The following is a 14,138-nucleotide window of genomic DNA, read 5'->3' on the forward strand; positions in this document are numbered from 1 at the left end:
AAATTTCTTTAAATATAGCTTTATTATACTACAAATCGGTTATAGAACAGTAAGAAGGGAGGCTGGTTGTTATGAGAAGGATGTTTCTATTAGATTTACTAAACCTCTTTTTTATCGCCGTAGGTTACATGTTGATGATTACTTTGATTTTACTTTCTTTTGACTTCTTACAAATAAAAACAACCGGTTCAGTATTTTTAGAATCATTAAGTTCAGTTACTATTTTCCAATTTTTCAGCAATCCTATTTTTAACGGATTATTCACTTTATTTTTAATTGTATCTTCCCTAATATTTCTGTACAAAGCATTTGAACTTTATCAAAAAAATAAGTAATTATCATTGCTCTTCAATTAATTCAAAGCTTAATTTTATATCACTACAAATAAGCACCTATTTTTTATTTATAGCGCATATCATTTATTTATTTTAAATTTTTTGAATTTTATATTGTAACAATACATTTTAAGATATATAATATTCTAAGAGAATGTTTCGTGCTATATCTCTAGGCTTTTATTGCCATCTATCATCATAGTTATATTCCATTCCCAGAATTAAACTTTATGCACCCATTAACACTAATGGTATCGCACTGCATTCTCAACAAATGTGCTAAAGTTGCTCATTTGAAAAGAGATCTAAAATCACTTTCAGGCAGTGATTTTAGATCTTCTTATAATACTATTACTTTAATTTCCCATTAGGATAAACCATAACTTTTAATGATCCGCTTTTATTGGTTCTTGCTCTTTCCATTGCCTCTTGTGCATCTTCCAAATCATATGAATCGGTAAACATTGTATTTAAATTAGCTGCAGTTGAAGATAACATCTCAAGGCCCATTGGATAAGTATTGGCATATCTAAAGATACCTACGACATTAATTTCATGGTTAGCGATAAAAGGTATATTTAACTCAATATTTTCTTGTTGTGGCAAGCCAACTATTGCTAAAGTTCCGCCATTGTTCAAGACCGCTAGTGCATTTTGTAAGGCTGTTGGATTACCTGCAGTTTCAAAAGCATAATCTACACCGTTATGATTTGTTATTTCATTGATACGGGTAATAACATCTTCTTCTTTAATATTTATAACATGTGTTGCACCAAGTTCTAATGCCTCATCCAATCTTATTTGTTCAAGATCTGACACTATAATTCTTGTAGCACCAAAAGCTTTTGCTGCTACAACAGCCATCAAACCAACTGGGCCCATACCCATTATTACTACTGTGGAACCTGGCTGAACGTTTGCACGTTTACATGCTTGTACGCCAACTGAAAATGGTTCATTTAATGTTGCTTCTTCATATGATAGTGCATCAGGAATATGGAATAAAAATCCCTCAGGATGACTTATATATTGACTAAATGCACCATCAATAGGAGGCGTAGCTAAAAACTTAACATCAGGACATAAGTTATATTTACCAGCTTTACAGTATTCGCACTCTCCACAGGGAACTCCAGGTTCAATGGCAACTCTATCCCCGGGTTTAAAATGTGTTACTTTTGAGCCGATATCAGCAACGATTCCTGAACATTCATGTCCTAAAATCAATGGTTTTTCAACAACAAATTCCCCTACACGACCGTGTTCATAATAATGAACATCCGATCCACAAACACCTACCGCCATCACTTTTACTAAAACATCTGTAGGTCCTAATTTAGGAACGTCTACTTCTTTAAGTTCCATCTCAAATGGTTTATTTAATATTGAAATGTTCATAGTTTCTGGAATATTATTATTCATTTTAATTTCCTCCTAATAGTTAATTAATCTTTAATAATTTTTCTGTTATCGTTTTGGTCTGAGCGTATATATTCTTATAAATTTCAAAATACTGTTTATATTTTTTATGATTTTCTATATTAGGTTTATATGTCTCTCCTAGCGCTATAAATGTTTCAGCACATGCTTGCATTGTATTAAACCAATCTAATCCATATGCAGCTAACATGGCTGCTCCTACACCTGGGCCTTCTTCATATTTCAATGCAGTGACTTGAGTATTGAAAATATCTGCTTGCATTTGTAACCAAAAACTACTTCTAGCGCCACCACCAATCGAAATAATTTCATCAATATGCCTACCGTTTTCTCTCATATATGCAATGGATTCATATAGTGAATAAGTAATACCTTCCACTGTAGCTCGTGCAAAATCCGCTTCTTCTGTATTACTATTTATCCCAATGAAACTTCCTCTAATATATGCATCACCATGTGGTGTTCGCTCACCTTGAATGTATGGTGAAAACAACAAACCATTTGCTCCAATAGTAGATTTCTCAGCAAAATTCAAGATTTCATCAAATGAATATGCTTTAAAAAGCTTTTCTTTGAGCCAATTTAAACTATGACCTGCACTTAATGTGACACCCATTGCATACGACATATTAGGCATGGCATGTTTAAAGAAGTGAATGTTATGTCCATAATCTACTTGATTATTTGTAGTACACGATAAAATCACACCTGAAGTTCCTATACTACATAACGTTTGACCTTCATTAATAACACCTGAACCTAAAGCGCCACATGCATTATCTGCACCACCAGCAAAAACAGCAATATCTTCTTTAATGTTTAGTTCTTTTTTAACTATTTCTGTAACATTACCTACATAACTATGCGACTGTACTAACGGTGGGTATATATCACCAAGTTCCAACTTGTCCCCAATTTCTTTTTCCCAGTCATTTGTTTTTGGATTGAAAAGAAGCGTACCTGCTGCATCACTATATTCCATAGCAATATGACCTGTTAGTCGATAGCGTACATAATCTTTAGGTAACAAAAACACTTCTAATTGTTGCCAATAATTTGGTTCGTTCTGTTTCATCCATAAAAGTTTAGGTAATGTAAAACCTTCAAGTATAGGATTATTTAAAAGTGTCTTCCCAAATTTGTTTTCTAATTCCTCGCATTGTTTAGTAGTTCTAGTGTCATTCCATAGTATTGCATTTCTAATAGGTTGGTATGTTTTATCCAGTGGTACTAAACCATGCATTTGTCCAGAAAACGAAAGGGCACTAATACGTTTATTTGTCATTGTCTCTGTATTTATTAACTTTTTTATACCTTCTTTTACTGCCTCCACCCATGATTCAGGATCTTGTTCACTGTAGCCAATATATGGCTGACTCAATTTCAAAGGAATACTTGATTGTTCAATAACATGACCGCTTTTATTCACAGCAATAATTTTCACTGAACTCGTACCTAGGTCTATACCAAGTACAACCTGTTCCAATTTACATCTTCCTTTCTTAATAATTTTCAATTTGTGCATTTAATGCTTCAACTTTATCGTCCCCAATGCCTGGTTGATGAACTTTAATATAATAAGTGATTGCTGCACCTATGAAATAACAAATAGCAAAAGCCCATACGACGCCAACTTCGTTGAATAACGGTAATATAAGCGTGGCAATTAATGGTGCAATAAAATTACTCAATCCAGCAGCAAGATTATGTGAAGAAAGTGTAGCACCAATATGATCAGGCTCTAAAGCTGTAAAAATTGCAAAAATAGGTACAAAGGCTGATTGTGTAATACCGAATAATACTGCACATAAAATTGCAATTGCAAACATATCACCACTAAGTATTGGTAAATAATAAAATAATAATGTCGTGATGCCACAACCGATACAACCAAATAACATCACTTGACGTTTCCAACCAATTTTATCAGCAATAATACCCCAAACTACATCACCAACGATACACGTTACATGCATTGTTCCCCATGTCCATAACCATTGTTGCATTGAAAATCCAATAGTTTCCGTGAATAATACTGGAAAGATAATAACTAGCCCAAACAAAGATAATTGATTAATGATGCGTACGATAAAGACTTTAATAATTTCTGGATTCTTATAAACTACGCCGATATCTTTTAATACTTTAGTATATCTTTGTTTAACCGAAAGCGTTATATTCGGCTTTACATCCCGTTTTCCTACAACGATAAATGCAATTAAACCTCCTATAAAAATCCATATTAATGACATCAATAGTGTTCCATTAAAACCTATAAATGGAATAGTGAAACTAGGTAAATAAGTACCAATTACCCCCATTCCAACTGAGAACATTGCCCAAAACCAACCAATTGCTGTGGCTAATCTTGCTTTATCAGTGATATAGGTTACCCATACTAAGAAACCATACAAAAACAAAGGATAACCTAATCCTCTAATACCATATAACACTAACATCATAGGCAAATTTTCCATTCCTATTCCAAACACTAAAAAAAGCACGTGGAAAATTAACCATATTATTGTTCCTAAAGCCATTATTTTCCTAGGACCGTAAACATCAGATAAAACAGCCGCTAACCAAGAACCCACAACTACCATCACGCCATAGACTGTAAACACTAAGGAAGCTTGACCACCAGAAAAACCGATATCAACAATATTTTTTGATAAAAATGCCTGTTCGATCCCATCTCCTGTCATAAAAATAAATATAGCTATAAGTGCAATAAAAATAATTTTCGGGATTCCCATCCATGTTTTTGGACTATCTTTAGAAATTGTAATGTTATTCAAAATATTTCCCCCTTATTTAAAAATATAACCAAAATAAACTTAAACGTTTAAGTTTTAGCGATTAAGTTAACGGGATTAAAATCAAATGATTTCAAAAACCCGTCTTGTTTAAACAATTCATAATACAATATCTACTCCAATGTATATAATCATAACAACAATCAACAAGTATCAGACTTGGAATACATTTTAGTTTTTATCATAATGACTTATCTTTTATAAATGAACAAGATTCACGTATGATTAGTTTTGTATTTAGTTCAATCGAAGAGACATTTTCCCCTTGAATTAGATGATTGATCATTTCGCCTGCGACACGACCTATCTCTTTTGTAGGTTGTGAAATGACAGATAATTTTGGAGTATAAATTTCATTCCAGTAACTATCATCAAAACCAATGATAATCATATCTTGAGAAATTTTTTTGCCACTTTCTTTTATTGCTTGTAAAGCACCTAATAACAATAAATGATTAGTTGCCACAACAGCTTGAACCTGTTTGTTAATTAATGATTTAGTCGCATGATACCCACTGTCAATTTGTGCATCCGTACCCAATTGCTGATTGCTATAATAAATGAGTTGCTCATCTAACTTAATATTATTTTTTTTCAACGCTTGTTCATATCCAGATTTCCGTTCTGACGTTGTGCTTATATCAGGATTCGCTAACAGTAACCCTATATTTTTACAGGTACTATCAATAATTCTCTGAGTTGCATCAAACGCTGCTTTCTTGTTATCCACGCTTATAGAAGGTAAATATGTACCATCTACTTTCCTATCTATAGTCAAGATAGGTGTTTGGCTCCACTCTTTCTTAAATTTTAATTTAGACTTCACTGGAACTAATATAATAGCGCTTACATTTCGCGCGATAAATGTTTCTATTAACGCTTGTTGTCTTAACTCGTTTTCCTCAGACGACACAACAGCTACATGCAATTGATGTTTTTGACATTCGTTGTTTAATTCTGTCAGTATCTCAGTAAAAAAAGGATTTTGATCAGGTACAATAAAAACAATTAAATTAGACTGCCCTGTTTTTAAACTTCTTGCAAATTGATTCGGTTCATAATGCAATTTATCAATTGCATCTAATACTTTCTGCCTCGTCTTTTTACCTAATTCAGTACTTTTGTTATTCAATACATTGGAAACGGTCGCAATTGATACCCCAGCAACTTTTGCTACATCATGAAGTGTAGGTTTATTTTTTTCCATGCCACTCACCTTAAACGTTTAAGTTATTTGCTTCGACTTATTCATGTCAGCTAGATTCATTATATATATTCACCATAATAAATGCAAGCGCTATCATTAATATTGAGATTTTTTCATTTTCGAGTAAATTAAATAGAAACCTATCATTTTATTACTTCAAAAGGCATTTTATTTTCCAAAATAGTGATTTTTCTATCTATACTCATATCCAAAATACGAATTATTAATTCTTAATATCATTTTAACAAACTTTATTTGTAACCTAACTATTTTGTCTGTGTCAGTTGTACAATAACGTTAATCATTTAATTGTGAGTGTAACAAAATAAAGTAAAGGTGATCTTTGTGATAAGCTCTCTATCAATAAAAAATCATTATATGACTGAGTTGGCAAGATGCATAAATGAAATTATTATTTTAATTCCTATAAATAAATCATGTAAAATAAATTTAAATGGATCGATGATAACTATTGATCACGCTTGTATAATCAATAATGCAGACCTTTATCAATATATCGATATTGATAATTTAATAGAACTTAAGATTCCATTACCTTTATTTATAGAAAAAGATAAATCCATCGCTAATGCTTTGTTTGATATCAAACAAATTAAATATATAGAGCAATTTCGAAACTTAGTTTTGCAAAAATTACAGAATCATATTCAAAATAGAAAATGTATGCATCTTTATATATCTAATATTATTGAGTTTTTACTTAAAGAAGCAAAAGTTGATTTAGACGATCAATATCTACCTATTTTGTATACTAAACACCCTCTGGTTCAACGTTTGACTCAATACATACATAAACACATCAATGAACCTTTAACTACAAAACAAGTATCTAATGCTTTTTATATATCACAATCATATATATCTATTTTATTTTCCAAAATATTAAATATGAACTTCAAACAATATACAAGTTCTCTTAAAATTGCATTATCTTTATTTGATTTATTAGAGAAAGAACAAAGCATTTACGACGTCGCATTAAAATATAGTTTCACTAATGTTAGTACATATTCTAAAAATTTCAAATTCTATATAAAGATGCCGCCAAAATTCTATATTCATCAATTCAGAAAAAATGATTTAAATTCACTATACCAAGTTTCGTTAAGCACTCCCAACTTAAGCAAGACTATCAACAAATTATATAATTTTTCTCATAATCAACATATTTCGTCTAATCAAATCGTCTTGAATAAACTGAAGTATACTCAGAAATTTAATATGACACGTACTTTTATCACGTTTAATGATTTACATAAGTTAATCTCATTTAATCAATCTACTTTTTCAATTAATATGCTATCGCTAATTTCAAAACCAAATTTAATTTTACTTCACACTAATTTCGATGATTTAAACAAATTAGACCATCACAATGTATTTGCAGCAATCAAACAATTGCTTATCAAGGGTTTTGAAATAACTTTGAAAGTTGATAATCCATCCTTTTCACAATCAATTGATTACCAAATTATAAAACTATTGACTTCATTAACGCTGCTTAATGAACATATTTCAAATGTTAGTTTACTTATTGAAACAAACCATAAAACATTTAAAAATGACCAAAGATTAATTGATAACTTTAAACAACAGTTCCCCACTATAAAATGTGCGGTTAATGTTGGACATATCTTGGAAAACAGTGGAAACTTTTCAAGATTTCAAAAAAATATTAGTTCATTAAATGCTGATTTTTATTTCATTGATACAGATTGGTATTTACTAAAAAACATTATATCAAGAAACTGGTTCAACACTGATAATGCTTTTGATACCCATCAGACCATTATGTTATTTTTAAACCAATTACATCCAACTATTGCCAAAAAAGTGGTTTTTAATAATCTCACACATTCCAATTTAAAACATTATTATAAAGATATGTCCATTTCACCACATATCTTACTGATGCATTTGCTAATTGATTTTCAAACATTAATTGGTGGCTTTGCATTTCCATATTTTTCTGAAGATGATGAACAATTTATGCTGATTAATCATAATTGTAGTACCATGCCAATCGTTCACGTTTTCAGTTTATTAAAACCTTTTTTAAATTTGCATATCGCTAAATTCCCTTATGGTTTAATTGGTAAATCTAAACATCATTTTCACATGCTATTATTTAATAGTTTAAACTATTCAACACCAACATCTGACCTAATTGCAAATATCGTTCATAATTACATCACTGATTTTCCAGTTTACACACGAGTGCTTAACGAAAATCACGGTATCATTTCACATTTGATCCCAAATAACCTGGACTTAAGCGCTATTGATTCCAAAATTCTCGAACAAATCAACAAGGCTAATACTCCACTTTCTAAGTTAACGATGCATAGTTATCATAATTTACTAGCTATTACAGTTACAAAATCAGAAATAAAATATATCATGTTTCCGATTAATTCTTGATTTATCAAAAATACATTAAAAACATGACAAACGAGATAGATATCAATAATATCTATCTCGTTTAATTATTTACATCTTGTATTTTTCAAATGATATTAAAAAATGATTGTAAATATTCAATTGTATCGTTGTTAATTTCATATTGCTTTTTTACTTTTCCTTTTTCTAAATGAAGCACTTCATCTGCACAAGCGAGTAACATTTCATAATCATGAGTTATAACTAATACTGTGTGTCCTTCATTTGCCAATTGGTTAATAATTGTACTCATTTCCCGCATATGGTGACCATCTAAACCGCTAGAAGGCTCATCAAAAATCAATATATCCCTTTTCGTTTCTACTGCACTAGCAATAGCTAAACGCTGCTTCTCACCTCCAGATAGTGACAAAGGATGTCTGTCTAGATGTTCAGAAATACTATAGTTTTGCAAACACCGCTTAATTGTCTCATCATTTAAAGTTGGATTACTTAACCTCAGTTCTTCTTCCACACTTTCAGCAAATAATTGATTGTTAACATCTTGAAATACCAAATAAGCTTCTGCAAGACTTTGTTGTGGTGTTACCCACTTTTCTCCAGTATTAATAGTCCCTTTAAATTTTTTCTCGACTCCAGTTAGACAGCGCGCAAATGTTGATTTACCTGAACCATTATGGCCAATAATCGCTGTCACTTTTCCCTTACTGATACTGATATCATCTATATCTAAAGCTAATTTTTGCCTTCTCTTATATCTAAAATAGTAATTTTGTAAACTTAAGTACCCCACTTTATTATTAACTTTAGTTTTTACTTGCAATTGTTCTAAATGAATAGCTCTTAATCCTAGCTTTGCTAATTGTTTATTTGATAACTTATTAAATTGTTCATTTTCATAAATTGCACTTATTTTTCCGTCATCCATTATCATAAAACGGTCAGCTATTTTAGTTAAATAGTGTAATCGATGTTCAGCAATAATAATTGTTTTACCTTCCGCTTTCCAAGTTTCGATCATTTGTTGTAACTTTAACATTGTATTAAAATCTAAATTTGACGATGGCTCGTCCAAAATAATCAATTCGTGACCATATACTTGAATAGCACTGCAAGCTAGCAATTGTTTTTCACCGCCAGACAAATTAAATATATCTCTATCTAAAAGGTGTTTAAAATTAAACTGTTCAGCGGTTTCTTTGATTCGTGTCATAATCCGACTAGCTGATACACCATAATTTTCAAGTTCAAATGCCAGTTCACTTGTCGTATTCAAACAAAAAAATTGTGATCTTGGATTTTGGAAAACTGAACCACTTTGCTGTGTTAACTCATAAACATCTTGTTGCTGTGCATCTTTATGATTTATTAAAATTTGACCTTCTATCTGTCCTTTATAAAAATTAGGAATAATACCATTTAGCAATCTTGTTAAAGTTGTTTTTCCACAACCTGAAGTTCCTGTTAAACAAATAACCTCACCATCATCAATAGTAAGGTTAATATTATTTAATATTTTACTTTTGCTTTCATCGTATTTAAAAGATACGTCTTTAAATTGAATCATATCCTACCCTCACATTACATAATAAATGATACAAAGGAACAGTATTAACACTAACAACAACCAATCTAACCAACGTATTTTAAGCGAAATGATTGATGTACGTCTATGCGTTAAATTCAACCCACGTGTAATTGAAGCAATAGTTAATTCGTTACCAATTTTCACAACACTGTTTAGTAATGGAACAACTCGATATTCAACATATTGTATTGGATGTATAAAAGCAATTTTCAAAGATATACCTCTCATCTTCATAGCATCCTTTATAGCAGCCGATTCTTCTCTAATTGTCGGTAAAAACCTAAACATAACGGCAATTGGAATCGTGATTTTTCTAGACAATTTCATTCGTTCTAAACCTGTTATTAGCACTTCAATTTGTGTGGTTTTAAATATATAATAGCCCATTGCGAGGGATGGTAAAAAACGTGTTATGATGCCTGCCGGTACAAAAATTAACAATGTAGCAACTTGGTTACCATCAATCGTTACAAACGCTTCTCCATACCACGCCATCACAGTTAATATCAAGATGACTAGCCCTATAGTATATTTTTTAATACATAATAATAATAATGCTGGCACAAGTATGATTACTGCCCTTAAATACACTTCAACACCTGTAACGCCGCCTGTTAATGCAACGAGTGATATCATCAAGATAAGCGCAATTTTAATTCTAGGATCTAAATTTAGTAAGTGGCTTTGTGGGATCGTTTGACTATACATGTTAAATCATACCTGTACGTTTGAAATGTTTTTTTAAAATTAATTTTGCTATATAAACGCCGATCCATGCACCAATGATTGTAGTAATAATAATAACTGGTATCATTTCTACAGAAAATAAAGTGGCGACCGTTTGCTCATATTCAATACCGTATTTATCTTGAATAAAGGATAAATATGAATTTCTCATAAAGTAAAATGGTATAAATGTACCAATGGGCCAAAAGGAAAAGAGAATGTACCCTAAACAATTGTGTTTCCAACTTTTATAACGTTTCATAGCCATTAAGCCATCAGCTAGTAATATCACAGGAATACTAAATACCAACGCAATCCATGGATGTCCCATAATAGCTAAAATAAGACTTACAATCGTTCCGCATATTGTCAATGCACCAAATTTTTGAACTTTTGATATTAGTAATATAATAGGTATGCCACCTACTAAACCAACCATTGCAGGAAGCAATAACATGAATATAGGTATAATACCTAAAATGCCAGGAGGTGCTATAAAAATAAAATATATAGCCGTAAAGAGTCCTATATTTATTAAATCTTTAACTTCTATCTTACTATTGTTCATCTAAAACTCCCTCTTTACATATAACGATAAATATTATTAATACAAGTAAACATAACTATGCTATAACATTAGTGTAGACTCAAGATACTATAATTGAAAACAATTATCAATTACATCGAATTGTATCGCTCATATCATTTATATTATAAACGAAAAACTTCTCAAAACCTAACTATCCATTTCATCGTTTTATATATTTCATCTTCCCTATGTTTTGCTCAATTATCAATACATCATTTCTATAAAATTTTAATAAATGCATATTTTGTCTTCATACAACGCATTACGCAAGATTATATGTGTCATATTACAAATTTTAAGTGTTATTCAACTTTAAATTTTCAGAATATATTTACAATTCCGAATTTTCTTAGTATATTCATACGTATCACCATTTCATTATATTTAAGAATATTAATGAAATTATATAAAACATATTTAATAACACCTCACTCTTTAAAAAACGGGATATGAAGTTAAAGGTGCGAATTGAATTTGTATAACTTTTAAACCAATTTATATTGAGTAATACATGGGAGGAATGATATTTATGGACAGAATGGAAAAAGACACTCAATTAATCAATGAAGATAGTCAGTATTTTGCTAAACCAGGACGAATAAAATATTATCCATTAGCTATTTCTCATGGTTATGGTGCAACACTTGTTGATATGGACGGCAATACATATATCGATTTACTTGCTAGTGCTAGCTCACAAAATGTAGGGCATGCACCCCAACCAGTGTCAGATGCTATTAAATCACAAGTAGATAAATTCATACACTATACGCCTGCTTATATGTATCATGAGCCTTTAGTTAAACTTGCTAAGAAACTCTGTGAAATCGCACCAGGAAACTACGAAAAACGTGTTCTTTTCGGACTTTCTGGTTCAGATGCAAATGACGGTATCGTAAAACTTGCAAGAGCATATACAGGAAGACCTTATATCATCAGTTTCGTGAATGCTTACCACGGATCTACTTATGGGTCATTATCGATGTCCGCAATAAGTCTAAACATGAGAAAAAAATATGGTCCAATGTTGCCAGGCTTTTATCATATTCCATTCCCTGATAACTACAGAGGCATGTTTGGTAGTCCAAACGCTAACACCGTTGATGAATACCTCGCGCCACTTAAAGAAATGTTTGAAAAGTATGTACCTGCTGATGAAGTAGCTTGTATCGTTATTGAAACAATACAAGGTGACGGGGGATTATTAGAGCCAATAGATGGCTACTTTGAAGCTTTACAAGATTTATGCAAGACACATGGCATTTTATTAGCAGTGGATGATATCCAACAAGGTCTTGGTCGAACTGGCGAATGGAGTTCAGTTTCACATTATCATATTGAACCGGATTTGATTACCTTTGGAAAATCATTAGCAGGTGGACTACCTATGTCTGCAATTATAGGACGTGCTGAAATCATGGACACATTAGAAGCGCCAGCACATTTGTTTACAACAGGAGCTAACCCAGTAAGCTGTGAAGCGGCCTTGGCTACAATTGGTATGATTGAGGATGAGCATTTACTTCAAGCGAGTACAGAAAAAGGTGAATATGTACGCAAACGCATGGATACGTGGATCGAACGATTCGAAGCAGTTGGGGACGTCAGAGGCAAAGGATTGTCGATAGGTATTGATATCGTTGCTGATAAAGATAGTAAAACACGTGATGCGGAAGCGGCATTAAAAGTTTGTAATCGCTGTTTTGATAATGGCGTTGTGATTATTGCAGTAGCTGGAAACGTACTCCGTTTCCAACCTCCATTAGTCATAACGTATAACCAACTTGATACGGCATTAAATGTCTTAGAATCTGCAATTGAAGATTTAGCATCTGGAAAATTAGATAATTACGACATTGCTGGTCAAGGTTGGTAAAATTGGGGGAATCAATGATGCAACAACAAATTAAACTCACAAATATTATAAAACTTAGCGGTGCTTACATCGCTTATCTCATAGGATCTGGTTTTGCAACAGGACAAGAAGTGATGCAATTTTTTGCTTCCTTTGGCATGTATGGTATATTCGGAGCTTTAGTTAGCGCATTATTGTTCTGTTTACTTGGTTCAACTTTAATGATGAAGGGATTTGATCTTCAATTAAAACAACCTGGCAAAATATTTAAGTATTATTGTGGCAATATCATTGGAACAATGATTGAATACTTTACAATTATTTTTATTTTTAGCATTGTTGTCATCATGATTGCTGGTACAGGAGCTGTAGTTTCAGAGCAATTCCATCTTCCCAATCTAGTTGGTGTACTAGGTATGGGCATTATTGCAATGATTACAGTGATTTTAGGTTTAAAAAAATTGGTTGATATTATTGGTACTGTAGGTCCGATTATCGTCATCTTAACAATAGGTATTTGTCTAATTGTCTTTTTCTCAAATATCGGTAATTTATCTAATATGCTCTATTTACCAGAAAGCGCTAAAAATTTACAACCAACAACACATTGGTGGCAAGCTGGCGGTTTATTTTTCTGTTATAACATCTTAGCAGGAAGTATTTTCTTTTCACAGCTTGGTCAACAATCTAATAGTAGAAAAGAAGCAGGCATTACAGGTATTGTTGGTGGCTCTGTGTTGATGTTAACTGTGGTTGTAATGATTATTGCACTATTAGTGCATTCTGATCATGTATTTGAATTAGAGGTTCCTGTACTTTATTTAGGTAATACGATTGCGCCATTGATAGCATTTATATTTTCAGTATGTATTTTATTAGGCATTTATTCTACAACTGCACCAATGTATTGGTTAGTTAAAAATGAATTTATGAAAATTTTTCCAGCAAAACTTAGCGTGCCTGTTACAGTTGTGTTAGGTGTTATTTTTATTATTTGTGGTACTTTACCTTTTGGAGAATTAGTTTCCATTATATACCCATTTGTAGGTTACATAGGTGCAATTGTTGTAGTTATTATCTTTGCGCGTACGTTATATAATAATTTCTCAAATAAGCACAGTACATGAATGATAGAAATTAAAACTCAATAAAAAAGTCCAA

General features: G+C 31.7%; 11 protein-coding genes. 4 read left to right on the top strand and 7 right to left on the bottom strand.

Going from position 1 to position 14,138, the window contains the following annotated elements; translation table 11 throughout:
- Nucleotides 1-71: 71 nt before the first annotated feature.
- Nucleotides 72-335 carry a hypothetical protein gene (locus HMPREF2586_RS02845; protein WP_019470044.1) on the top strand — a complete coding sequence of 88 codons (264 nt, stop codon included), beginning with the start codon at nucleotides 72-74 and terminating at the stop codon, nucleotides 333-335.
- A gap of 351 nt (nucleotides 336-686) precedes the next feature.
- On the opposite strand, the gene HMPREF2586_RS02850 is transcribed toward HMPREF2586_RS02845, so the two are convergent.
- The 4 genes from HMPREF2586_RS02850 to HMPREF2586_RS02865 all read right to left on the bottom strand — a co-directional run bounded on the left by HMPREF2586_RS02850 (nucleotide 687) and on the right by HMPREF2586_RS02865 (nucleotide 5,798).
- Entirely contained in the window at nucleotides 687-1,757 is a 1,071-nt protein-coding gene (locus tag HMPREF2586_RS02850) for an NAD(P)-dependent alcohol dehydrogenase (RefSeq protein WP_070657986.1), read from the bottom strand.
- A 19-nt stretch (nucleotides 1,758-1,776) separates the two neighbouring features.
- The gene (gene xylB / locus HMPREF2586_RS02855; protein ID WP_070657987.1) at nucleotides 1,777-3,261 is read right to left on the bottom strand and encodes a xylulokinase; all 1,485 of its coding nucleotides are present in this window, start codon (nucleotides 3,259-3,261) and stop codon (nucleotides 1,777-1,779) included.
- 16 nt (nucleotides 3,262-3,277) lie between these two features.
- Nucleotides 3,278-4,573: an MFS transporter gene (locus tag HMPREF2586_RS02860; RefSeq protein WP_256277553.1), complete on the bottom strand. Its 1,296-nt coding sequence runs from the start codon at nucleotides 4,571-4,573 to the stop codon at nucleotides 3,278-3,280.
- A gap of 199 nt (nucleotides 4,574-4,772) precedes the next feature.
- The gene (locus HMPREF2586_RS02865) at nucleotides 4,773-5,798 is read right to left on the bottom strand and encodes a LacI family DNA-binding transcriptional regulator (protein ID WP_070657988.1); all 1,026 of its coding nucleotides are present in this window, start codon (nucleotides 5,796-5,798) and stop codon (nucleotides 4,773-4,775) included.
- 462 nt (nucleotides 5,799-6,260) lie between these two features.
- On the opposite strand from HMPREF2586_RS02865, the gene HMPREF2586_RS02870 reads away from it, so the two are divergent.
- Nucleotides 6,261-8,240, top strand: coding sequence for a helix-turn-helix domain-containing protein (locus HMPREF2586_RS02870; protein ID WP_176745322.1), 1,980 nt, complete (start codon nucleotides 6,261-6,263; stop codon nucleotides 8,238-8,240).
- Between the two features lie 85 nt (nucleotides 8,241-8,325).
- On the opposite strand, the gene HMPREF2586_RS02875 is transcribed toward HMPREF2586_RS02870, so the two are convergent.
- Genes HMPREF2586_RS02875 through HMPREF2586_RS02885 form a run of 3 tightly spaced genes read right to left on the bottom strand, consistent with a single transcriptional unit; the run spans nucleotide 8,326 to nucleotide 11,101 of the window.
- The gene (locus HMPREF2586_RS02875; RefSeq protein ID WP_046206767.1) at nucleotides 8,326-9,786 is read right to left on the bottom strand and encodes an ABC transporter ATP-binding protein; all 1,461 of its coding nucleotides are present in this window, start codon (nucleotides 9,784-9,786) and stop codon (nucleotides 8,326-8,328) included.
- A 9-nt stretch (nucleotides 9,787-9,795) separates the two neighbouring features.
- Nucleotides 9,796-10,515 carry an energy-coupling factor transporter transmembrane component T gene (locus HMPREF2586_RS02880; RefSeq protein ID WP_046206766.1) on the bottom strand — a complete coding sequence of 240 codons (720 nt, stop codon included), beginning with the start codon at nucleotides 10,513-10,515 and terminating at the stop codon, nucleotides 9,796-9,798.
- Between the two features lies 1 nt (nucleotide 10,516).
- Nucleotides 10,517-11,101 carry an MptD family putative ECF transporter S component gene (locus tag HMPREF2586_RS02885; RefSeq protein WP_046206765.1) on the bottom strand — a complete coding sequence of 195 codons (585 nt, stop codon included), beginning with the start codon at nucleotides 11,099-11,101 and terminating at the stop codon, nucleotides 10,517-10,519.
- Nucleotides 11,102-11,660: 559 nt separating this feature from the next.
- Between HMPREF2586_RS02885 and HMPREF2586_RS02890 the strand changes: the two genes are divergently transcribed.
- Together HMPREF2586_RS02890 and HMPREF2586_RS02895 are read left to right on the top strand one after the other, a co-directional pair.
- Nucleotides 11,661-12,998, top strand: a complete 1,338-nt coding sequence (locus HMPREF2586_RS02890) for an aspartate aminotransferase family protein (protein ID WP_070812637.1) — start codon at nucleotides 11,661-11,663, stop codon at nucleotides 12,996-12,998.
- Between the two features lie 17 nt (nucleotides 12,999-13,015).
- Nucleotides 13,016-14,104, top strand: a complete 1,089-nt coding sequence (locus HMPREF2586_RS02895) for a YkvI family membrane protein (protein WP_064209260.1) — start codon at nucleotides 13,016-13,018, stop codon at nucleotides 14,102-14,104.
- Nucleotides 14,105-14,138: the final 34 nt, after the last annotated feature.

It is taken from the genome of Staphylococcus sp. HMSC034G07, assembly GCF_001835975.1.
In the GTDB taxonomy this organism is placed as follows: domain Bacteria; phylum Bacillota; class Bacilli; order Staphylococcales; family Staphylococcaceae; genus Staphylococcus; species Staphylococcus ureilyticus.